20 protein-coding genes and 1 pseudogene are annotated in these 23,853 nt (G+C 46.6%); 3 read left to right on the forward strand and 18 right to left on the reverse strand.

The window, feature by feature from the left end; genetic code table 11:
* Positions 1–38 precede the first annotated feature (38 nt).
* Together xylB and xylA are read right to left on the reverse strand one after the other, a co-directional pair.
* Entirely contained in the window at positions 39–1,532 is a 1,494-nt protein-coding gene (gene xylB / locus MKZ13_RS26500) for a xylulokinase (RefSeq protein ID WP_339179459.1), read from the reverse strand.
* Positions 1,533–2,225: 693 nt separating this feature from the next.
* Positions 2,226–3,542: a xylose isomerase gene (xylA, locus tag MKZ13_RS26505; protein ID WP_036606941.1), complete on the reverse strand. Its 1,317-nt coding sequence runs from the start codon at positions 3,540–3,542 to the stop codon at positions 2,226–2,228.
* A 198-nt stretch (positions 3,543–3,740) separates the two neighbouring features.
* Here xylA and MKZ13_RS26510 point away from each other — a divergent pair, with 198 nt between their 5' ends.
* The gene (locus MKZ13_RS26510; RefSeq protein WP_339179462.1) at positions 3,741–4,907 is read left to right on the forward strand and encodes an ROK family protein; all 1,167 of its coding nucleotides are present in this window, start codon (positions 3,741–3,743) and stop codon (positions 4,905–4,907) included.
* 147 nt (positions 4,908–5,054) lie between these two features.
* On the forward strand, positions 5,055–5,252 hold the full coding sequence (locus MKZ13_RS26515; RefSeq protein WP_017692236.1) for a hypothetical protein: 198 nt from the start codon (positions 5,055–5,057) through the stop codon (positions 5,250–5,252).
* A gap of 139 nt (positions 5,253–5,391) precedes the next feature.
* Here MKZ13_RS26515 and MKZ13_RS26520 read toward each other — a convergent pair whose 3' ends face one another.
* Together MKZ13_RS26520 and trxB are read right to left on the reverse strand one after the other, a co-directional pair.
* Positions 5,392–5,622, reverse strand: a complete 231-nt coding sequence (locus MKZ13_RS26520; protein ID WP_076212704.1) for a glutaredoxin family protein — start codon at positions 5,620–5,622, stop codon at positions 5,392–5,394.
* Between the two features lie 62 nt (positions 5,623–5,684).
* Positions 5,685–6,626: a thioredoxin-disulfide reductase gene (trxB, locus tag MKZ13_RS26525; RefSeq protein ID WP_036668032.1), complete on the reverse strand. Its 942-nt coding sequence runs from the start codon at positions 6,624–6,626 to the stop codon at positions 5,685–5,687.
* 256 nt (positions 6,627–6,882) lie between these two features.
* Here trxB and MKZ13_RS26530 point away from each other — a divergent pair, with 256 nt between their 5' ends.
* Positions 6,883–7,614, forward strand: coding sequence for a ZIP family metal transporter (locus tag MKZ13_RS26530; RefSeq protein WP_221820769.1), 732 nt, complete (start codon positions 6,883–6,885; stop codon positions 7,612–7,614).
* A 123-nt stretch (positions 7,615–7,737) separates the two neighbouring features.
* On the opposite strand, the pseudogene MKZ13_RS26535 reads toward MKZ13_RS26530, so the two are convergent.
* The 14 genes and pseudogenes from MKZ13_RS26535 to MKZ13_RS26600 form a co-directional block, all read right to left on the reverse strand.
* Positions 7,738–8,547: pseudogene (locus MKZ13_RS26535) on the reverse strand (alpha/beta hydrolase).
* Positions 8,548–8,680: 133 nt separating this feature from the next.
* The gene (locus MKZ13_RS26540) at positions 8,681–10,594 is read right to left on the reverse strand and encodes a heavy metal translocating P-type ATPase (protein WP_339179468.1); all 1,914 of its coding nucleotides are present in this window, start codon (positions 10,592–10,594) and stop codon (positions 8,681–8,683) included.
* A gap of 522 nt (positions 10,595–11,116) precedes the next feature.
* Positions 11,117–12,424 (reverse strand): homocysteine synthase, encoded by a 1,308-nt coding sequence (locus MKZ13_RS26545; protein WP_339179470.1) that lies wholly within the window; start codon positions 12,422–12,424, stop codon positions 11,117–11,119.
* A gap of 238 nt (positions 12,425–12,662) precedes the next feature.
* Positions 12,663–13,508 carry a sugar phosphate isomerase/epimerase gene (locus MKZ13_RS26550; RefSeq protein WP_221820764.1) on the reverse strand — a complete coding sequence of 282 codons (846 nt, stop codon included), beginning with the start codon at positions 13,506–13,508 and terminating at the stop codon, positions 12,663–12,665.
* 37 nt (positions 13,509–13,545) lie between these two features.
* The gene (gene kduD / locus MKZ13_RS26555) at positions 13,546–14,298 is read right to left on the reverse strand and encodes a 2-dehydro-3-deoxy-D-gluconate 5-dehydrogenase KduD (RefSeq protein WP_221820762.1); all 753 of its coding nucleotides are present in this window, start codon (positions 14,296–14,298) and stop codon (positions 13,546–13,548) included.
* A gap of 77 nt (positions 14,299–14,375) precedes the next feature.
* The gene (locus tag MKZ13_RS26560; protein WP_221820760.1) at positions 14,376–15,134 is read right to left on the reverse strand and encodes a DeoR/GlpR family DNA-binding transcription regulator; all 759 of its coding nucleotides are present in this window, start codon (positions 15,132–15,134) and stop codon (positions 14,376–14,378) included.
* Positions 15,135–15,220: 86 nt separating this feature from the next.
* Positions 15,221–16,060, reverse strand: a complete 840-nt coding sequence (gene kduI, locus MKZ13_RS26565; protein ID WP_036606918.1) for a 5-dehydro-4-deoxy-D-glucuronate isomerase — start codon at positions 16,058–16,060, stop codon at positions 15,221–15,223.
* A gap of 354 nt (positions 16,061–16,414) precedes the next feature.
* Positions 16,415–17,398 carry a zinc-dependent alcohol dehydrogenase family protein gene (locus MKZ13_RS26570; RefSeq protein WP_339179476.1) on the reverse strand — a complete coding sequence of 328 codons (984 nt, stop codon included), beginning with the start codon at positions 17,396–17,398 and terminating at the stop codon, positions 16,415–16,417.
* A 223-nt stretch (positions 17,399–17,621) separates the two neighbouring features.
* Positions 17,622–17,951, reverse strand: a complete 330-nt coding sequence (gene cyoD, locus MKZ13_RS26575) for a cytochrome o ubiquinol oxidase subunit IV (RefSeq protein WP_036606914.1) — start codon at positions 17,949–17,951, stop codon at positions 17,622–17,624.
* Positions 17,952–18,572 carry a cytochrome o ubiquinol oxidase subunit III gene (gene cyoC, locus MKZ13_RS26580; protein WP_036606911.1) on the reverse strand — a complete coding sequence of 207 codons (621 nt, stop codon included), beginning with the start codon at positions 18,570–18,572 and terminating at the stop codon, positions 17,952–17,954. It lies immediately after the preceding gene.
* Positions 18,573–20,543, reverse strand: coding sequence for a cbb3-type cytochrome c oxidase subunit I (locus MKZ13_RS26585; RefSeq protein WP_076212762.1), 1,971 nt, complete (start codon positions 20,541–20,543; stop codon positions 18,573–18,575).
* A gap of 21 nt (positions 20,544–20,564) precedes the next feature.
* A complete protein-coding gene (cyoA, locus tag MKZ13_RS26590; RefSeq protein WP_145325834.1) occupies positions 20,565–21,539 on the reverse strand; it encodes a ubiquinol oxidase subunit II in 975 nt (324 codons plus the stop codon).
* Between the two features lie 318 nt (positions 21,540–21,857).
* Complete coding sequence (locus tag MKZ13_RS26595; protein WP_036606904.1) at positions 21,858–22,121, reverse strand: hypothetical protein; 264 nt, start codon at positions 22,119–22,121, stop codon at positions 21,858–21,860.
* A 360-nt stretch (positions 22,122–22,481) separates the two neighbouring features.
* Complete coding sequence (locus tag MKZ13_RS26600) at positions 22,482–23,843, reverse strand: GH1 family beta-glucosidase (RefSeq protein ID WP_339179483.1); 1,362 nt, start codon at positions 23,841–23,843, stop codon at positions 22,482–22,484.
* Between the last annotated feature and the right edge of the window lie 10 nt (positions 23,844–23,853).

A 23,853-nucleotide genomic window follows, 5' to 3' on the forward strand; every position in this document is an offset into this window, starting at 1 on the left:
AAATGTAATCATAAGATTAATGTAGTGAAATAAATGAATTAACGGTATTCAGCCAAACGATCATTGAGACTACGAGTCTGTCCATAGACTTCCTGGTACAGTGCGAACAGTCCATCATAGACGGCAACCGTTTCCGGGTTCGGCTCATAGGACTTCGCTGGACGAATAAACGCTGTTGCACATTCTTGCAAGGACGGGAACCAGCCACAGCCATAGGCAGCCAGCATCGCTGCACCCATCGCAGGACCCTGTTCGCTCTCCAGCTTCACAATCGTGGCGTTAAAGACATCAGCCTGCATTTGCAACCAGGCTTCGTTCTTAGCACCACCACCAATGGAGATGACTTCATTGACGGTTTTGCCTGCACCACGCAGAATATCAATGGACTCGCGCAGCGAGAAGGTAATGCCCTCCATCACCGCATGTCCAAAGTGCTCCAGCTTATGTCCTGCATCCATACCGATGAAGCTGCCACGGATATTCGCATCCGGATGAGGTGTACGCTCCCCAACGATATATGGTGTGAACAACAATCCGTTGCTGCCCGCCGGAATCTGATCAATGCCCTGCAAGAGCACATCAAACGATTTGTCCGCTGCAAACGTATCCTTGAACCAGGACAAGCTGTATCCTGCGGCAAGTGTTACACCCATAATATAGAAGGCATCTTTCTCCCCGTGATTAAAAAAGTGTACTTTGCCTTCGAAGTCGAGATCTTTACGCTCTTCGTAGGAAAGCACAACCCCGGAAGTTCCGATGCTGCACATCGTCTGTCCTTCACTCAGAATACCTGCGCCAATCGCACCGCAAGCATTATCCGCACCACCTGCGTATACTTTCGTCGCAGCCGCCAGACCCGTTTGATCCGCAATCTCAGGTAGCAACGTGCCCACTTCCTCAAACGATTCCACAAGACGTGGACATAGGGAGATTGGCAGGTCGAATGCATCTGCAATCTCGTTGCTCCACTGCTTGCCTGCAACGTCCAGCAGCAAAGTTCCCGCTGCATCGGAATAATCCATAGCATAATCACCCGTCAGGCGATAACGCACATAGTCTTTTGGCAGCAGGAACAAGGATGCTTGCTGTAACAATTCAGGCTCGTTCTCCTGAACCCACAGAATTTTCGGCAAGGTAAAGCCTTCCAGTGCACGGTTCCGGGCAATGCTTAACAGCTTGCCGTCCAGTACTTTTTCGATCCGGCGGCACTGCGCCGTTGTGCGTGTATCGTTCCACAGGATTGCATTTCGCAGCGGTTTACCTTCTGCATCCACCAACACCAGTCCGTGCATCTGACCGGAGAAGCTCAACCCCTCGATTTCCGAAGGCTGCACGCCAGACACTTCCAGCAACTTGCGCAAGGAAACAATCGTCTGCTCTACCCAATCTTCGGGATTTTGTTCGCTGTATCCAGCCTTGGGCTGGTACAACGGGTATGCCTCGGATGCTTCAAATGCCACTTTACCTTCACGATTGACCAACACGGTTTTGACCGCACTGGTTCCAAGATCGACGCCGATTACGTAACTCATAGGTTAACTCCTCTCGTTTGTAACAGGACTGTATAAATGAAACCCTTGATGCTTATGTGGTCACTTCGTGATCAGAAAACCCTTGGATCGCCGTTACCCCCGGATTTCCTTTATACCCTTTAGCAAGGGTGAAATCCGGGGATAAATGCGACCGCTTTGCTTCCTCGGGTCCTTTCTGCTCACTTCGTTCTGCATTTACCATCTCAGAGAAACATTTATATCAAAACAGTAAAAACGTACTCGTTTTTGTAGCGAAAAGATTGATCCAATGACCTTGATTCGTCATTGGTTATAAATGAAATCCTTGATGCTCATATGGTCACTTCGTGATCAGAAAACCCTCAGATCGCCGTTACCCCCGGATTTCCTTTATACCCTTTAGCAAGGGAGAAATCCGGTGATAAATGCGCACGCTCCGCTTCCTCGGGTCCTTTCTGCTCACTTCGTTCTGCATGCACCATCTTAAAGAAACATTTATATCAAAAATCTTAAAAATCGTGTTGTTTGTTTAACCAAAAAACCGCCCCCGTCTTCCCAAGGGAAAGTCGGGGACGGTCCGAATGTCATGCTTGTTCAGGCGTTCCATGGTACAAGCTAATCTTGTGCATAGGCAAGCTTGGATACTAATGTCCAACACATATGAGTTGAATAACCATCGGTGGCCGACGTGCACCAACCCTGCCTTATGCGCTATTAGTCAGCCAGGATGTACTGGTTAAGTTGTGCTCTCAGCAATTCCTGACGTCCGGATTGATTTTTGCGTGGGCTTTCGTTGTTGAGTGCATACTCAGCAAGGGAAGCCAGTGTCGCTTTACCTGCAACCACATCTGCGCCAATACCTTCGCTGAAGCTGCTGTAACGTTTTTCGATGAAGTCATCGAATACACGATCTTCAATCAACTTCGCTGCTACTTTCAGACCTTTTGCATACGTGTCCATACCTGCGATGTGTGCCAGGAACAGATCGTCTGCTTCGAAGGAACCACGACGTACTTTCGCGTCAAAGTTCACACCACCACGGCCGATACCGCCGTTTTTCAATACTTCATACATTGTCAACGTAGCATCGTACATATCAACCGGGAACTCATCCGTATCCCAACCGATCAACATGTCGCCTTGGTTCGCATCGAGGGAACCGAGCATGCCGTTTGTACGAGCAACGCGGATTTCGTGATCGAATGTATGACCAGCCAGTGTAGCATGGTTCGCTTCCAGGTTAAGTTTGAAGTGTTTGTCCAAACCGTATTTTTGCAAGAAAGCAATGGAAGTTGCTGCATCATAATCATATTGGTGTTTTGTTGGCTCTTTTGGTTTAGGCTCGATCAGGAATTGTGCGTCAAAGCCAATTTCCTTCGCGTAGTCTACAGCCATGTGGAACATGCGAGCAATGTTGTCTTGCTCCAGTTGCATGTCTGTGTTCAGCAATGTGTCGTAACCTTCACGACCGCCCCAGAATACATAGTTTTCAGCGCCCAGGCGTTTACCCACTTCCAGACCTTTTTTGATCTGTGCTGCAGCGTGAGCATACACGTCTGCGTTGCAAGTGGATGCTGCACCAAACATGAAGCGTGGGTTCGAGAACATGTTTGCCGTGTTCCAGAGCAGTTTTTTGCCGCTGGATTTCATATGATCTTCAATCAGATCAACGATTGTATCAATGTTGCTGTAGAACTCACGCAGGTTGTTGCCTTCTGGTGCAATGTCCACATCGTGGAAACAGAAGAACGGGAGATTCATTTTTTCCAAAAATTCAAATGCCGCTTCCACGCGTACTTTCGCGAGGTCCAGACCCGAGTATTTATCCCACGAACGAACAGCTGTCTCCGCACCGAACGGGTCACTGCCGCCTGCAGTTAATGTATGCCAGTAAGCCATGCCAAAACGGAAATGTTCTTCCATCGATTTGCCGGCTACCACTTCTTCCGGATTATAATGTTTAAAAGCAAAAGGATTCTTGGAATCTTTACCTTCAAATGCAATTTTATTAACGGATTCAAAATAGGCCATGTGTAAAATGCCTCCTCAATAGTTTTAAGAAATCGTTTACACCGTTATCCTATCACATCGAATTTACTTTGTCTATTGGTTAAACAAAGTAAAATAAAATTGTTTTTTACATGTTTGTTTACGCTATAATAGTCGAATAACTTGTTTCGGATGTGGGTCAGAACCCTTTTATCAGAAGAATAGGAGTGCCTTAACCATATGAAAATTACCGGAGACCAGATGCTGGTCAAAAAAATAAACAAGTCGATCGTTCTGGATACGATCCGGCGCCATGCCCCTCTTTCTCGTGCGCGAGTGTCCGAGGTTACGGGGCTGAACAAAGCAACGGTATCCAATCTGGTTGCTGATCTGATCAGTGATGACCTGGTGCAGGAGATTGGCCCTGGTGAATCCAGCGGCGGACGTAAACCACTCATGCTGCTGTTTCGAGGGACATCAGGCTATGCAGTCGGTCTGGAACTCAGTGTGACTCATTTGAAAGGCGTGCTAACAGATCTGGAAGGACACATCATGACAGAGTACGCAATGACCTTGGAACATCATGACGTGTCCTCTGTACTGGAGCAATTGAAATTGGCAGCAAAACAGCTCATTGAAGCAGCTCCTCCTTCGCCTCACGGTGTCATTGGCATTGGCATCGGAGTACCCGGCATGGTCGATGAGGCAGGGACGGTCCTGTTTGCACCCAATCTGGGGTGGGAGAAGGTAGCTCTTCGCTCCACTCTTGAAGAAGAATTTAGACTACCAGTAACCATCGATAATGAAGCCAATGCTGGTGCCCATGGAGAGTTGAATTTTGGGGCAGGTATCGGTGTCCGTCACATGATCTACATCAGTGCAGGCATGGGGATTGGTTCAGGCATCATGGTAGATGGTGAATTATACAAAGGCGCGTGGGGCTACGCAGGAGAAACAGGCCATATGTCCATTGAAGCGGAAGGTCTGCCCTGCTCCTGTGGTAATCGTGGTTGCTGGGAGTTATACGCATCGGAAAAAGCTTACGAGCACCCGGATCATCAGCTAAAATTACCTGCTCATACTACACGCGATCTTATTCATTATGCCGAGCAAGGCCACGAGGCTGTTCAGGAATTATACAACACGATTGGGCGCAAACTGGGGATTGGCATTACCAATATCGTTAACAGTTTCAACCCGGAACGTATTATCATTGGCGGTCCGCTCTCTGAAGCAGGTCCCTGGATTGAAACAGCGTTAAAACAAGTTGTCGAGGAACGTACATTACCTTATCACCGCCGCAGTTTGCAGATTGAATGGGCAGCTCTGGGCAGCCGTTCCACCCGCGTTGGTGCCGCTTACTCTGCGATATCCCAGTTTTTAGGAAAAATTAGGGTGTCTGTCTAATAACAGATGAAAATTGACATCATTTCGCCCCATTTCCTCCCTTTTTGTTAAAGAAATCCAGATGTATAATGGGGTTATGTGATTTTTGTCATGGCTGTGTGAATCAAGCTGTGTTAATTCCGATAACGAAACGGAGTGAAAAAAAGCGTGACCTACGTGGATACTTCAGATATCTCGGCGCAAATGTTTGTCACCGTACTCCTGTTCCTGATTGTGCTTGCGCCCTTGTTCAGCCTTGGCATACTCCGATTGTTCCAGAGCAAAAAGAAGGCTGGTTTCATGTACATGCTGTCAGGATTGCTGGTGTATGTTGTATTTCAGACTTTCATGAGTATTTTTTTCTAGATCATATTCTGCGTTTGCACAAAAAACCGTACCCTTCCGGGTACGGTTCTTTCTATATCCTAACGGCTCGCGAAAACCGGAATTGCATATGAATCGAAAATTTCTTTCAACACATGATGATTCAGATAATCAGCCTGATTTAAGCGTCCAATGCTTTGGCAAATTGGGTTTTGTTCATACCCAGAATGCGATGTTCACCAATGACAGTCAATGGCACGGCGCGTACGCCCATATCCCATACTTGTTGTGCATATTCATCGCTAGTTTCGATGTTGCGCTCTTCATAAGAGATACCTTTGTCAGCCAGGAACGTTTTTACGGATTTGCAGTTCGGGCAGTTCGTTGATGTATATACAATTACGTTTTCCATGTTTAATTCACCTCATATGGTTTTATATTAATCTATAGTTTGGTTGGGATCAGCTCATTCTATTACAGAACAACTGCGCTGTGCTCCAAGCTCTCAATGTATTTCTCTGTGTCCATGGCAGCCATACATCCGCTACCTGCAGCTGTAATCGCTTGTTTGTAACGTGTATCCTGTACGTCACCACATGCGAACACGCCTGGGATGTTTGTCTCGGATGTACCTGGTGTAGTCAGGATATAACCGTGTTCGTCCGTAGTGATCTGTCCGCCAAGGAAACCAGTGTTTGGTGTGTGACCGATCGCTACGAATACGCCGCTTGCCGGAATCACTTCTTCTTCACCTGTTTCATTGTTCAACACTTTCAGTCCGGTTACGCCGTTGTCGCCAGCAAGTACTTCGAGTGGTGTACGGTTCAAAGCCATTTCTACTTTTTCGTTGCTGCGTGCACGATCCTGCATGATTTTGGAGCCACGCAGTTCTTCACGACGGTGTACCAACGTTACTTTGGAACCGAAACGGGACAGGAAGCTTGCTTCCTCAAGAGCAGAGTCACCACCGCCGATGACGATGATTTCTTTGTTACGGAAGAAGAATCCATCACATGTTGCACATGTGCTGACACCGCGGCCTACATTTGTTTCTTCGCCAGGGATACCGAGGTATTTAGCAGATGCGCCTGTAGACAGGATCAATGTTTCCGATACGAGTTCACCCATACCTTCAACTTGAATCTTGAATGGACGCTCGCTCATGTCGATGTTGTTCACCCAGCCTGTGCGGAATTCAGCACCGAAGCGCTCAGCTTGTTTACGCATGTTGTCCATCAGTTCAGGACCCATAATCCCATCAGGGAAACCTGGGAAGTTCTCCACTTCAGTCGTTGTTGTCAGTTGGCCACCAGGTTGTGGTCCTTCAATAACGAGTGGGTTCAAGTTGGCACGTGCCAGATAGATTGCTGCTGTCAGCCCTGCAGGGCCTGTTCCAATAATAATTGATTTATACATGTATAGTTCCTCCCCCGGGTTCTGCAAAAAGGTTAGGCCCTCGAGCATCAAAAGCTTAGGCTTTTGCATACACTAGAACGAAAAGCCCATATCATGTCCACAAGTCCTGCCTGCGAAATGAGAATTATCCTATGCAGAAACGGAATTCTAATTTATAATCATTCTAATCTGTTGTTCATTATGATCTCTTTTATGTACGGTGTCAATGCTCGGCAGCGATTATGAAGAAGTCTTCATCAGGAGGGAAAATGGAAGCATGAACGATGCACTCATTGGCAGTTTTATATCAGCCATGTCTACCGGCCTAGGGGCCGTACCGATTTTATTTATGCGCAAAATATCACACCGTCTGCGTGATATCTTGCTGGCCTACGCTGCAGGTATTATGACCTCGGCTTCAGTGTATAACCTCATTCCGGAAGCACTTGGCCAATCAAATCTTTTTGTACTCGCATTTGGTATTTTGCTTGGTAGCCTGGTTCTACTGGTGCTGGAGATGAAGATTCCACACGTCGATCTGGAGAATCCCGAGAAAATGCCTTTTAAAATTGAAACCAAAGCCTTCATGATTATTGCAGCCATCACCATGCATAACCTGCCGGAAGGGTTATCCGTTGGTGTCAGCTATGCAAGCTCAGATGAGAGCCTGGGCAATCTCATTGCCTTTTCCATCGGATTGCAGAATGCACCGGAAGGATTCTTGGTGGCCCTCTTTCTCGTGAACCAGAACATTGGCCGCTTCAAAGCGCTGGGTATTGCCACCCTGACCGGAGCGGTAGAGATTATTACAGCTATGATTGGTTACACCTTGAGCAGTCTCGTAGCTGGGCTTGTGCCTTATGGTCTGGCCTTTGCAGCCGGTGCGATGATGTTCATTGTTTATAAGGAACTTATCCCTGAGAGTCACGGTGATGGTAATGCACGTGTGGCGACGATGTCTTTTTTGCTCGGGCTCATCACGATGATTGGTCTGACCGAACTGTTTTAACTGAAGACTAAAGAACCCGAGCGAACAGTCCAAGACTGTCGACCGGGTTCTTTGTTTAGCCACAAATGAAGATTCCATGAAATTACTGGGATCGTCTGTCAGAGGCAATATGCCTTTTCCTGATCAGGATTGGATGAAACGAATCAGTTCCGATTTGAATTTTTCCAATTCATCATAGAATGCACCATGACCGCTCTCTTCAAAAGCAATCAGTTGAGACGAAGCGATGCCTTGGTGCATCTGCTCGGCGAACTCAAACGGACAGATCTCACCTTTTTTCCCGTGCAAAATGGCAGTTGGCATCTGGATTGAACTCAGGTCACCTCGCAAGTCCTCGTCCCGCAGCGCAATTGCACTGCGAATGGTACCATAAGATGAAGCTTCCATGCCGAGGGCGTGGAACCAACCCATGAATGGCTGGCTGTGTTTCTTCGCAAAGAACATGCCGCCAAACGTCTCCAGTAACTTCGGACGATCTGCAAAGATCGGCTCAATGATCTGCTCGTTCAGCTGCTCTGGAGTCAATCCATACGGATAACCTTCACGCTGTGTGAACACAGGTGCTGCCGCAGATAACAAGGCCAGCTTGGAGACACCATGCCCCTTATGGGGGGCCATGTAATGTACTGCGATCGCTCCACCCGTAGATAATCCTGCGAGTACCGCGTCTTTCAGCTCCAGATCATCAATAACGGCACGAACATCGTCTGCCATGCGATCATAATCTTATCCTGTTGAAGGCTTATCCGATAAGCCATATCCTCTAAAATCTATCGCGATGGCACGAATGCCATGGTTCGGCAGTACGTTCAATTGGTATTCAAACATTTTATAATTAACAGGCCAGCCACGCAAAAAGACAACCGGGGTGCCTTCGCCAATATCTTCAACATATACTTTTACATTTGGTTCCACTTGTACATAACGTCCCATATTTCACAGCTCTCTTTATCCTCGAATCGTCCCTTCGAATCATTGCCCACTGACCCAAGGTTCAAACGTAAGCTGTTAAACCAGCCGCATACTACCTGCGAAACCAATTACTCATTTTCCTCTTCAAATCTCATTACCGTAGCAGCCTAAGCCCATTCAGAATAACCAGAATTGTACTTCCTTCATGACCTACCACACCCAGAGGCAATGCGACGTCTTGGAGGAAGTTCCCAGCAATTAAGGCCAGAATAACGGTGATGGCAAAACACATATTCTGTTTCACCGTACGCTGAGCTCGCCGGGCTTGCCCAATCACCCAAGCGATCTCTTCAATGTTATCGTTCATGAGTACCGCATCAGCGACCTCCAGTGCAGTTCCGCTGCCGGACAATCCCATCCCCATACCCACAGTAGCTGCTGCAAGTGCCGGTGCATCATTGACACCATCCCCTACCATTAACACTGGACCATACTGTTTGCGGAGCGCTTGGACCTGCTTCACTTTATCTCCAGGCAGCAAGTCTGCATAGACCATGCTTACTCCAGTTTCACGCGCAATTACAGAAGCTGATCTGGCTCGATCTCCTGTTAACATGGCAACTTTTACACCCATCGCTTCAAGCTTTTTCACTGCAGCTGCTGCCTGTGGCCGTACCGTGTCCCGCATCGCGATCAGCCCGACTAATTCACTATCAGCCATAACAGCGGATACGGTTTTCCCCTCCCCTTCAAGACGGGAGCATACATCGTCCCACTTAGAAGATACCTTCATATGGTTAGCACCATGTCCATCTGGATCATCAACGTTGCTATCTTTCATCTCCTCTGGCTGCATTGATCCCAGTACATCTGTTTTACCAATGCTCCAGACCACATCGTTCACAGTTCCTTCGATGCCCCAGCCTGTTAGAGCCTGTACGTGTTCCGCTTCCTGAAGTGTAATATTCTCCTTGTTCGCCTGATCTACGATGGCACGAGCCAAAGGATGCATGGAGAGGTTCTCAATCGCCGCTACCGCAGCTAAGAGCTGAGCACGATCTACATGTTCAGCCGTAATAATATCGGTCACTTGTGGGGTGCCCATGGTCAATGTACCTGTTTTGTCAAAAGCCACGACCCGCGTGCGAGCCATATTCTCCATATGGGCACCACCCTTGAAGAGAATGCCACGACGGGCGCTACTGGACATCGCGGACAGCATGACAGGCATGATCGAAGACACCAATGCACAAGGCGAAGCAACAACCAGAAACACCATCGCTTTATAAAATGCCTCATTCCATGTCCAGCCAAGCAGTAGTGGAGTTCCTGCAATCACAAGTAAAGTCACCCCTACAACAATGCGTGCGTATATTCCTTCAAACCGCTCCATGAAACGCTGGGAATCCGGCACTTCTGCCTGTGCTTCTTCCACCATTTTAATGATTTTGCCAAACAGTGACCCTTCAGCCGATTTTGTGACCTCTACATATAAGGCACCCTCCCCGTTTACCGTACCTGCGTAGACCTCATCCCCCACAACTTTGTCCACAGGCAGGGATTCTCCCGTGATGGACGACTGATTGATAAAAGAACTCCCCCGGTACACGACACCATCTGCTGGGATAAGTTCTCCCGGTTTGACCAACAGCAGATCACCCGGCTGCAGATCATCAATAGCCACAAGGTTCATCTGTCCGTCCTCAATACGCATTGCAGTCTCTGGCTTGAGCGCCAGCAACGATGAGATATCCTTATGACTGCGCTCTGTCGCATAACTTTCCAACGCACCACTGAGTGCAAAAATAAAGATCAGCATCGCTCCTTCATTCCAGTAACCGATGGCTGCTGCCCCAAGGGATGCGGCAATCATCAGCAGGTTTACATCCAGATCACGGTCCTTGACCAGTGTCTCGATGCCTTCCTTCGCTTTGGTCCAACCGCCAACGGCATACGCCACAATGTAGAGCATGATGGATAAGGTAGCAAAATACGGTGCAGTTCCCCAGGCAATCAGCATCAACAGCCCGCTGCCCAATGCTGATTGCATCTCTTTATTCTGTATCATGGCTCGAAAATCAGGCTTCTTGCCCCGATTGGGACCTGGTGTTTGGGATGAGCATTGTTCTGCTTGTTTCTGTCTGTGTAAAGGTTGATGTATCGCTTGCATATGAATCACGTTCCTTTCGATGGTAGGTTTGCGGATAGTGAATGTGCTCAGTTCCGCTTCCAGAGATGAAGTTGTATTGAGAATGAGAGCCATTGTTAATGCCCTAAAAATGACACATGCTGCTGCGGGAGTCCCGCAGCAGCATGGTTTTGTGAATGATTTTGCAATAATCTCGAATGAGAATGATAATCATTTTTGTGCTTATGCAATTATTTTTACCCAATACAACTTTTAATCAGTATATGCCTGTGATCCACATTTGTAAATGGGCTTTTTTCAATGGATAGTCATACATGCGTGTTCAAAAAGATAAAAAGCCGCTGTCCCGGAGGACAACGGCTTTAACCATCTATTGATATTCATATAACCTGTTTATGGCATATCCGCTTAAGTGATTGTTACACATCCACCCAATGCCATTTATGCGCCTACACTTGCTCCCTGACTTGCTTTGATGGCTTGCTCCAGATCATAGATAATGTCTTGAATGTTCTCAGTACCTACAGACAGACGAATCAATTCCGGATTAACCCCTGCTGCGGTCTGTTCATCTTCAGTCAACTGCGCATGAGTTGTGCTTGCCGGGTGAATGATTAGAGACTTGGAGTCACCAACATTCGCAAGGTGAGAGAACAATTTGACACTTTCAATCAATTTGCGACCTGCGTCCGCACCACCTTTAATTCCAAAGGTCAGAATCGCACCTTGCCCTCTTGGCAGATATTTCTTTGCAAGCTCATAAGAACCGTGGCTCGGCAGACCTGCATAACTTACCCAAGACACATCCTCATGTTTCTCAAGGAATTCCGCAACCGCAAGGGCATTGCTACTATGACGCTCTACGCGCAGATGTAATGTCTCCAGTCCTTGCAGCAACAACCATGAGTTGAATGGAGAAATCGTTGCACCCAAGTCACGCAGAAGTTGTACACGAGCTTTGATAATATAAGCAATCGGTCCAACCGCTTCCGTATATACAACACCGTTATAACTGGAGTCCGGCTCCGTCAATCCCGGGAACTTGCCACTTGCTTTCCAGTCAAATTTTCCGCTATCCACGATAACGCCACCAATGGATGTACCATGACCCCCAATAAATTTCGTTGCAGAGTGAACGACAATATCTGCGCCATGTTCGATTGGACGAAGCAGGTACGGACTCGGGAACGTATTATCCACGATCAAAGGAATTCCATGTTCATGGGCGATGGCTGCCACCGCTTCAATATCCAGTACATTCCCCTTTGGATTACCGATCGTTTCGGCATACAATGCTTTGGTTTTCTCCGTAATCGCAGCTCTGAAATTCTCAGGATCACTGGAATCCACAAATTTCACATCCAGACCCAGTTTCGGCAAAGTCGTCGAGAACAGATTGTATGTACCTCCATACAAACTTGCCGAAGACACGATCTCATCGCCTGCACCAGCAATATTCAGAAGTGAAAACGTAATGGCTGCCTGACCAGAAGCTGTAGCCAGCGCTCCAGCTCCGCCTTCCAACGCCGCAATCCGCTGCTCAAACACGTCGGTTGTTGGATTCATCAGGCGGGTATAGATGTTGCCAAACTCTTTCAAACCAAACAAGTTAGCTGCATGCTCGGTGTCCTTGAATCCATATGATGTTGTCTGATACAAGGGTACAGCTCGTGCGTTGGTGGTTGGATCAATCTCCTGGCCTGCATGAATTGCCAATGTTTCAAATGAAAGCTCACGTTCGTTTGACATAAATCTGAATCCTCCCTCGATATATACGTTCTTGAAGTTCCTGATGTCTTCGCATGGTGGCATATGTTTTCCATATTCTCTCACAAGATGTCGTATTTGAAAAGACTTATTTCCGATTGTTCCGATAAGAAAAATTAAATATGTGCTTTATCGATTTCTGTACCAAAAAAACCTTTGCACTCGCAAAGGTTTTTCAGCTACTTTGGCTTCGGTATGCATTACCTCATCCTGGGTTTGGTTAGACCCGAACTGCACTCCATACTTCACGCAAATGTTTGGCTGCAGGTACAGCTTCCTCCGCAGTTACGCCTTCAAGTGAAATATCAATATGCGGCTTATACGTTTTTAACAATTCAAAAAATAACGGGTAATCCAGTATACCTGCCCCAGGTACCGGATTGTACTTCTCTCCCTGTGCATCAAAGGCTACATCTTTGGCATGGATCACAATCATGCGCTGATACAGTGATTCCATCACCTCGCGCAAGAAAGCCCCTTGATCTGCAGCATGTGGTTGCTTGATCAGATTACACGGGTCGAACAGCATCCCCAGATTCGATGAAGGAATCTCTTCAAACAAACGTGTCATATGTTCATGGGTATGAAGAGTATGTGTGGACACAGGCTCAATCGCCGCATGCACGCCCCATTTCTCCGCTTCCTCAGCCAACTCCTCAACCGTTTCTTTCAGTACACTCCACGCCTTCTCTTCATATCCATCCGGATGTGTATCCTGATAGGTGTCCAAGCCCCCAGTCTCCGTTGCTACCATGCTGCAACCAAAATCCCGGGCATAACGCAGATGCTCCTTGAATCGATCAATGTCCGCACGTCTTGTTACCGGATCAGGGTCAATCGGATTAATATAACAGCCCAGTACCGCAATCTTCACCCCGCGCTGTGCAAATTGATCTCCAATCTCATTCGCCAGTCCAGGGCTCAGCTTGCCATTCGATGAGTCCACATCTGATAATGCTTTGGCCAGCGCCAGCTGTACGGAATTAAATCCGTTATCCGCAATCGTCTGCGCAAGCTGTGCTGTAGGCTGTTTGCCAAATGTATGCGCCAGAATACCAAGTTTCATCTCACTGCCTCCTTATGCTAATCCGATTATCAAACGATTAACGTGCCATCCAACCGCCATCGACATTCAGCACATGACCATTCAGATAATCCGAAGCGGCAGATGCCAGAAAGACAACCGGGCCTTTCAGATCTTCAGGTGTTCCCCAGCGCCCCGCAGGAATACGGGCTGTAATATCCCGGTAACGATTCTCGTCCGCACGGATCTGGGTAGTATTATCGGTTTCCATATAACCAGGTGCGATACCGTTAATCTGGATTCCCTTTCCTGCCCATTCATTGGCAAGTGCTTTGGTTAAACCGGCAACGCCATGTTTACTGGCTGTATACCCTGGCACATTGATCCCACCTTGATAGGACAACATGGATGCAATATTAATGATTTTGCCACTTCCGCGTTCAATCATATGTCTGCCTGCCAATTGGCTTAGGAAAAATACAGTGTTCAGGTTCAGACCAATTACATCATGCCAGTCCTGCCCTGCATGATCAACCGCAGGTGTGCGACGAATGATTCCGGCATTGTTGACGAGAATGTCGATTCTGCCCTGGAACGCAAGCGCCTGTTCGAACACTGCAGACAACTCATCTTCACGACTTAAATCCGCTTCAATCACATAAGCTTTGCGTCCGAGTGCTTCAATGGCAATTGCCGTTGCCGCAGGCTTGGAATAAGAGACCAGCACCACATCAGCACCTGCTTCTGCCAAACCAATGGCCATCCCTTGTCCAAGTCCTCCCGAGGTACCTGTTACCAGTGCAACTTGTCCGCTTAAATCAAATGGGTTCATGAATGATTCCTCCGCATGGTTTTGATATGCAATCCGTAGAGCCGTCCGTTCTTTAATCCCATGAATAATGAATGAGGTTAACTTTGATAATCCACTGTGACACCGCTCAGCTCGTATAAGGCAACCGTCTCTTCATCCAAACGACTATCGCTGATAATGTAGTCCAGTTCCGAACACTGGGCGAAAGTTCGCAGTGCAAATTGTCCGAATTTATAATGATCCACAACGCCGTATACTTGCTGCGAGGCAGATATCATTGCTTTTTTCAAAGGAACCAGATCTCCCGTGTATATGGATAATCCGAATTCCGGATGAAGGGCTGTCGTGGATATAAAGGCTTTGTGAATGTTAAGACTGGATATAAACGAAGCCGTATCATCCCCAACCAACATATTCCGTACACGAGCCCCGCCAGGCACAACCAGTCGCACTTGCTCCTTCTTGGTCAGCTCCGCAATAATGAACAGGTCATTGGTCACCACCGTCAGCGGTTGATTATCGAGACGTTTGGCCATCTCCAGCGTGGTGCTACCACCATCGAGAGCAACGATATCTCCAGGTCGAATGTAAGCAAGGGCACGTTCAGCAATCTCCGTCTTCTCCGGATGATGTTTCTCGGTAACTCCACGGCTATTCAAGATGCCATACTGGTCATTCTGAGCCAGCATAGCACCACCATGGACACGTACGAGCAGTCCCATACTCTCCAACTTGTCGAGATCCTCTCGCACTGTTTTCCCAGTCACCTGCAACAACTCACTCAGATCACTGACGGTTACTTCCTGGCGTCCCAGCAGAGCCTCCATAATTTTTTCATGTCTTTTCAATGGATTCATCACAATCAACTTCCTATACTATCTGAGTCAAAATGAATGAGTCATAGTGTCTACCCTGTCAATTTAACTCAGAAAACTGTAATTTATTATTTCAGGTCTTTCATTGCTACGCCGTCCATATCTTCGAACGTCTGGTTCTCACCAGCCATCGCCCAACAGAAGGTGTAATTGCTTGTACCCACACCACTGTGAATGGACCAGCTTGGGGAAATGATCGCCTGGCGATCACGTACAACCAGATGACGTGTTTCGTTTGGCTCACCCATCATATGGAATACAACACCGTCTTCAGGCAAGTTCCAGTACAAGTATACTTCGGAACGGCGGTTATGGGTATGTGCAGGCATCGTGTTCCACATGTTACCCTTGTCGAGTTCGGTAATGCCCATCACCAACTGACAACTCTGAATTCCACCTTCTCCTTGGTGAATGTAACGATAGATCGTACGCTCATTGGAAGTTTCGATGCTGCCCAGATGATTCGGCTGAGCTTGTTCTTGTGTTGCTTTTACTGTTGGATAGGTGTGGTGAGCCGGTGTGGATACAAAATAGAATTGGGCAGGTTGAGCCTTGTCACTGCTCGTGAACACAACTTCCTTCACCCCTCTACCGATGTAGAGACATTCCTTCGCTCCAATCTCATAACCTTGTCCATCCGCTGTCACTGTTCCGTGACCACCGACATTAATGATACCGATTTCACGACGCTCCAGGAAAAAGTTCGTTCCGATATCTTTCAGGTTCACTTCAAGGGTAATGTCCTTACTCTCGGGTACAGCCGTTCCCACAATATAACGATCCACATGAGAATACACCGTTACCAATTCATCAGTTGCAAACAGTTGCTCCATCAAAAATTCCTCACGCAGGCGAGATGTATCATACGTTTTCACTTCATTGGGATGTGCAGCATAGCGATTTTCCATTATTCATCCATTCCCTTCGTCATTTAAATTGGTTGAGATTGATATTATTAATGTTCATATAAGTTCATTTTAGTTCATTATGTATCTTTTGTGTACCTTTATTTTCAAAAAAAGAATTTTCTGCGATAAAACATTTATGATTCTAACTGTCTATGGATTACCAGTCGTGGATCGGAGTATCTACTCCTCCCAAGAAAATGGTAGTGGAACCGGCGGTAACAGTCCAAGTACTGCAATAACGGCTGCCATAATCGCAGTAAACATCATATCTTTAATCTTCACAACAAGGCCCCCAATATGAATTAGTTGTTAATTACGCATTCTTTATGCTGAGTTTTTTCCAAGTCTTATGTACTACTGTAATAAGAGAACCTTCCCCTCGATACCCGATTCAGCCGCTGCAATAGCCTGTTGTACATTCGTTAGGTCATACGTCGCCCCAATGTTTGCCATGACAAGCCTCCCTGCTCTGACCAGCTCCATTACCTCATGAAATACCTGTTCCCAGCGTTCTTGCGAACAGCGTTCCACCCAATGTTTTAACCAGAAAAGTTTCACATGAACTTGTGTTCCCCGAGTTGCTTCATGCCATAACGGTGTGATCCCCGAAAGTAGCCCTACACTGATGACCGTCCCATTTGGTTTAAGGCAACTCACCAGCTGTTCCCCGTCTGTCCCTCCAATACAATCCACGGCTGCATCAGCACCGTATCCCTCTGTTAATTCCGCCATTCTAGCCTGTAGCAACTCTTTTGTTGTATTGATAACAGAAACTGCTCCAAGACGATACAGTTCAGCAGTGTGACGATCATCTCTCGTAAGCACAATCAATTTGAATCCATTGATTTTTGAGATCTGTGCAAAGATTCGTCCGAGCGCAGATCCCCCTGCATTCACAATCAGGGTATCACCATACGTAAGCTTAAGCACCTCTGTACAGATCAACCAAGCCGTAACCGGATTAATATAGAGCTGGCTGGCTGAGTGATCATCGATATCATTTGGCACAATAATTGTATGTCGCTCCAAAGTCTTCACGACGTCCTGCCAAGTATTCTCGCCTTTTAGTGGCAAGACACGACGCCCCAACATTTGATTGGATACTCCCAATCCTACTGCTTCTACTATCCCCACACCCTCAAACCCGGGAACAGCTGGTAATTGGGTACGATGTGGGTAAGCTCCTCGAACCGGAATAATATCGGAGGGATTAATAGGCCGAGCATACATCCTCACTGCTAATTCACCGGGGTCAGGGGGTATCACATCTTTTTCTTCCATACATAACACTTCACTTGGTTCGCCAAAACGATAATAACGGATTACCCTTGCTTTCATTGGTACATCTCCTAAAATAATTTTGCTAAAATTGCTCTAACTAAAATATTGAATATATTTACAGAGTGAATAACAATAATATCACTGGAAAATTATTTCATAAACAACTTATTAAGATATAATACAACTTTTTTTCATTAAAATATGCGATAACTTCAGCTTAGAAAAAAAAGAGCCCCACAACCTTGAATACCAAGGTCGTGAAGCTCTTTCATCATATCAATTAATGTGCAACAGCATTGTTAAGCATAATCCAGATCGAACCAATTACGATGGTCATCATAATCAGTAATCCGAAAATAAGGGCCATGACATTCCAGCGTGGTTTCTCTGTTTCACGGATATGCATGAAGAAGAAGAGTTGAACAACAAACTGAAGTGCTGCCGTGCCCAGAACAACAATGAGTGTTCCTGTTCTTTCCATCATATCATTGAGAACCACCACAAGTGGAATGATTGTCAGAACGACGGACAGGATGAAGCCGATGACATAAGACTTCAATGAACCATGTTGCTCATGACCGTGGGAATCATGTGAGTTGTGCTCTGACATCTACATCACCCCCATGAGATAGACGATCGACAGGAGGAAAATCCATACGACGTCCAAGAAGTGCCAGTACAAGCTGATTACGTTGATTTTACCGCGAGTAACATCGGTAATACCACGTTTTTTCAGTTGTAACATAAGTCCAATCATCCAGATCAGACCGAGCGATACGTGAAGTCCGTGAGTTCCCACAAGGGTGAAGAATGCGCCAGAAGCAGCACTCGTTGTAAAGCTGAACCCTTCGTGAATCAACTCAATAAACTCATATACTTCCAGTGCGATAAAGCTTGCACCCAGAACGGCTGTAACCGCCAGCCAACTGATTAATTGTTTTACTTTGCCTTGATTCATCGCCAGTACGGCTAGTCCGCTCGTGAATGAACTTGTGAGCAAGATAAACGTTTCGGCAATAACACCAGGCATTTTGATCAATTCAGACAAAATCGGTCCGCCCGCCGTATTGTCACGCAACACAATGAAGGTTGCGAACAATACGGAGAACAGGATAACGTCGGAAATCAGGAAGAACCAGAATCCGAGAATTTTCATTTCCTGTGGATCATGATGTCCATGGTCGTGACCATGTGCATGATTCTCACCGTGCTTAGCGGCTGCTTGAGCCATCTATACCGACCCCCTTAACGACGCTTCGGTACGCTTAATTTCGTCGACCGGAATATAATAATCCGTATCGTATGAGAATGAACGGGCGATCATACAGATCCCTACGCCAGCGAGTCCGAGAATTGCCATCCACAGCCATCCGAAGACAAAGCCGAAACCGGCGATGAACCAGAAGACAGACATGATGAACGGAATTCCAGAGTTCTTCGGCATATGAATCGGCTCAAGCGGTTGCTCTGGCGGATAGATGCCTTTGGCACGACGTTCTTTCTCTTCCCACCACTCATCAATATCATCTCCGCGCGGTGTAACGGCGAAGTTGTATTCAGGAGCTGGTGAAGGAATTGACCACTCCAGCGTACGGCCATCCCATGGATCGGCAGGAGCTTTGAGTGATTTGTATTTGCGAATACCGTCTGCGATTTGCGCAACTTGGAACAGGAATCCGACACCCATCAGGAATGCCCCGATTGTGGATACGAAGTTCAATTCCCACCAGCCAGTATCCCAGCCGTAAGTGCTCAGACGACGTGTCATACCCATCAAGCCGACAGCGTACTGCGGCATGAAGCAGACATAGAAACCAATATTCCAAGTCCAGAATGCCCATTTGCCCAGTTTCTCTTCGAGTTGGAAACCGAACATTTTAGGCCACCAGTAGTACAGACCTGCGAAGTATCCGAAGACAACACCACCGATCAATACTTGGTGGAAGTGGGCAATCAGGAAGTAACTGTTGTGGAACTGGAAGTCAGCAGGAGCAACGGATAACAGAACGCCTGTCATACCCCCGACAATAAAACACGGGATAAAGGCAAGTGTCCACATCATCGGAGTCGCCATGCGTATCCTTCCTCGATACATGGTAAACAGCCAGTTGAATATCTTAACCCCTGTTGGAATAGCAATCAACATCGTAGTTACGGCGAAGAATGCATTCACGTCTGCTCCGGAACCCATCGTGAAGAAGTGATGCGCCCATGTGAAGAAGGACAGGAAGCTGATGATCAACATTGCGAATACCATCGACTTGTAACCAAACAGTTTTTTCCGAGAGAAGGTACTTACAATCTCGGAGAATACACCGAATGCCGGCAAGACGACAATGTATACCTCAGGGTGACCCCACATCCAGATCAAGTTGATATACATCATTGGGTTACCGCCCAAATCAAGTGTGAAGAAATGCGCCCCGGCAAACCTGTCGAGGAATAACAATGCAAGTGTCACGGTCAAGATTGGGAAAGCGAACAAGATGATAATACAAGTGGAGAATACCGACCATGTGAACATCGGCATTTTCATCCATCTCATGCCTGGCGCACGCATTTTAATGATGGTAACCAGGAAGTTGATACCGGTAGCCAGGGAACCGATACCTGATATCTGTATACCCCATATATAGAAGTTCTGTCCTACCCCTGGACTGTGCGACAGCTCCGATAGAGGCGGATAACTCAGCCATCCTGCATCCGGTGAACCACCGATAACGAAGGACAGGTTAAACAGCATTGCGCCCAAGAAGAACAGCCAGAAGCTGAGTGCATTCAGGAATGGGAACGCAACGTCTCTTGCTCCGATCTGTAGTGGTACGATAACGTTAAATAGACCAAACATAAATGGCATCGCCATGAACAGGATCATGATCGTGCCGTGAGTTGTGAAGACCTGATTATAGTGTTCAGGATTTAGAAATTCATTGTTAGGCATAGCCAGCTGAAGGCGCATCATTAGCGCATCCACACCACCACGGAACAACATGATAATGGAAGCGATGATATACATGATACCGATCTTTTTATGATCGACAGTCGTTAACCAGTTACGCCAGAGCCAGCCCCATTTTTTGAAATAAGTTAGCACCGCTACAATAGTAATCATGGTAATTCCGATAGCTACCATCGCACCATAAATGAGCGGATCACCGGTTACGAAAAACTCCGATGCAAACTCTTTAAGTCCCTCTAACATTGGGGGCCTCCTTTCGAATCTTTAGTTAGCACTCTTGTCCTCGTCTTGATTGGACGTATCAGTTGCATTTTGAATGGCTCCAGAAGCTTCGTTTGAAGTTCCATGTTTGCTATGAGCACTTTGACCATCTACAACATACTTGGTTACGATATTTTGGAACAATCCTTCTGGGAAAGCAGAATAATAAGCAACATTGCTTGTTCCTGGTTCAGCCAGTGCACTGTAACCTTCTGTGGTCAATGGCTGAGAATTCTGTTTCACATCAGCTACCCATTTGTCAAAATCTTCGTCCGATGTAGCATTCACATCAAAACGCATTTCTCCAAAATGCTCACCTGTGAAGTTAGCACCGGAACCCCAGTACTTGCCTTCATGATCTGCCTGCAGGTACAAGGTCATTGCCATACCCGACATTGTATAAATTTGTCCTCCAAGTTGCGGAATCCAGAACGAGTTCATTGGTGAATCCGCAGTGAGTTCAAATTTCACGGGCCGATCTGCCGGAATATTCAACGTGTTGACCGTTGCAATCCCTTGCTCAGGATACATAAACAGCCATTTCCAATCCAGTGAAGACACTTGGATGGTAATTGGTGCTTTCTCGTGAGCCAACGGCTTCGAAGGCTCCAGATCATACGTGTAACGAATCGTAACAATGGCAAGTATTCCAATAATAATAATTGGAACGGTCCACCAGATTGCCTCCGCCTTCGTACTATGAGACCAGTTAGGTTCATAAGCAGCTTTGTTATCCGGCTTGTCGCGGTAACGCCATACGATGACAGCAGACAAAATGAGTACTGGCACAATAATGACAGCACACAAAATTGTCGAGATGACAATCAAATCTCTCTGCGAAGCGCCAATTGGTCCCTTCGGATCCAGAACAACGTACTGCCCGCCTGCCAGCATTGGCCAGACAATCAATGCAATTGTAACCAACGTCAGGACAACCGGAATGATAATCCGGGTTAGCGACCTAGGTTTCTTGTTCATTTTGATCCCCTCTCCTTAAATTCGCTCATACTGAAAAATCAGTATACTACTCTCTTCCTACTAAAGATATCAGAAATGAACAACTTTTTTGTTCTTGTTAACAAATTTGTCGATTTTACACCTTAAATGTGTGAATTTTTTCTCACAAATCGCTTGCATGGTTGATATTTGCTTATTGTAATCTTTACACATCAAGTCACAAAATAAAACCCTTTGCAGTCCCGTTGAACAATGTCAACGAATCCGCAAAGGGCTTTATTGACTGGATTCCGGGAACTTATCCAGTCTTATTATGAACGAATTAACGCAGGATTATAATCAATCGGCGCCTTCGTCTTCCCGGCGTGTATGAACAAGGCCAATCGCTTTGGCAATAACGTAAATAAACACACTACCTACAAGGAATCCAATACCGACCATCAAGCCAAGATTACGATCATTAAATTCATTCAGATTGATCAGACACATGATCACTCCCGTAATGAGTGCGACCCATGCCAGAACTGTCATCGTCAAGACGGCGCGCCGCATATTTTTGTCTTTGCGCTCCAATTGGCTAACCATTGCTGTCTTCGATGCCATAGTAAACACTTCCTTTTCCCTTTTTGTAAGTGCTTTCCTTATACCAATATACCACATCAGTATGATTTTTAGTCAACAAATGTTCAAATTTTCTTCGCAATTTGGACACTTTATTTTGATTTCAACCGTTGACAAAACATTTTTCAATTCATTCATACTTCTTATAACCCAAAAAACGTCTCTTCATAACAGGAACTGCACTTGACCTTATGAAACCTTTATGAACTACTCATTTTCAACGGTAAAAATACAAAAAAAGACGGCACAATGGAATACTCCAAAGTTGCCGTCTTTTTTATCTTTAATAAGGGAACCGTATATAATGAGGACCTGCTCTTCCCTTGTAACCTGCCACCCAAACTATTGGGGATTATGTTCGTTCCGTGTCTCCAACCAATTATTCTTGATGACGTTCTGATACCAGTAATAACTCTCCTTCGGTGTTCTCACGAGTGAACGATAGTCCATATGAACAAGACCAAAACGCATGCGGTAGCCTTCTGCCCACTCGAAATTATCCATCAGTGACCATGCCATGTACCCTTTCAGGTTAATGCCGTCATTAATGATGCGATGAATTTGAGCCAAATGCTGTTCATAATAGGCAATCCGGCGATCATCATTAATTTTGCCATTCTCCAGATCATCATTGATGCAGGCACCATTCTCTGTGATATATACATCCACATTTCCGTATTTTTGCAAGTAATGCATAAATTCATACAAACCACGTGATTCCACAGGCCAGCCAATATCGGTTTTGGTGAGGCCCATATCAACTTCTTCCGATTGCAGAGCACCTGCCTCCGGATTGAAGCGATTGATCCCCATCGTGTAATAGTTAATGCCGAGCAGATCGATCGGTTGTGAGATGATCTCCATATCGCCTTCCTGAATTGGCACAGTAGCCCCTGCTTCTGCAAACCAATCCACCATAAACTGCGGATATGAACCTTTGTAGATTGGATCTAGGAACCAATCGGTATTGAGCGCAATCGATCGGTCACAGGCAGCTTGGTCCTCAGGGGATTTGCTGTACGGCTCAGCCCAGCATACGTTCGGAGCAATTCCAATCTGACCTGTTGTTCCCAAGCGACGGAAGGATTGAACGGCTTTACCATGAGCAACCAGCAATCCATGAGCCACATTAATTGACGTTTGCAGGTCTTTGTTTCCTGGCGCATGAATCCCGAGAAGGTTCGACAGGAACGCGATACACCATGGTTCATTAAATGTCAGCCAAAAGTTGATCTTGCCTGAGAATTCTTTGAAAATCACTTCGGCATATTTCACAAAAGCGTCTATCGTTCTTCGGTTGCCCCAACCCCCGTCATCCTCCAGCGTTTGTGGAAGATCCCAGTGATACAGCGTGAGGAACGGTTCGATGCCAGCCTCTAACAATGCATCCACGAAGCGATGGTAGAAGTCCAGTCCTTCCCGATTGATCTCCCCATCTCCGTCAGGAATAATGCGCGGCCACGCAATGGAGAACCGGTACGTATTAATCCCGAGTTTCTTCATCAGTTCGATGTCTTCCTCGTAACGGTGGTAACTGTCACATGCGACATCCCCATTGTCTCCGTTATATACCTTGCCAGGTGTGCGCGCAAACGTATCCCAGATGGATACCCCGCGTCCACCTTCCTGTGCCGCTCCTTCTATTTGATAGGAAGCTGTTGCTGTCCCCCAGCGGAAATCTTGCGGAAATTTAAAAATGGTCATGGTTGGCTCC

Origin of the sequence: Paenibacillus sp. FSL R5-0701, from assembly GCF_037973995.1 — a bacterium.
In the GTDB taxonomy this organism is placed as follows: Bacteria; Bacillota; Bacilli; order Paenibacillales; family Paenibacillaceae; genus Paenibacillus.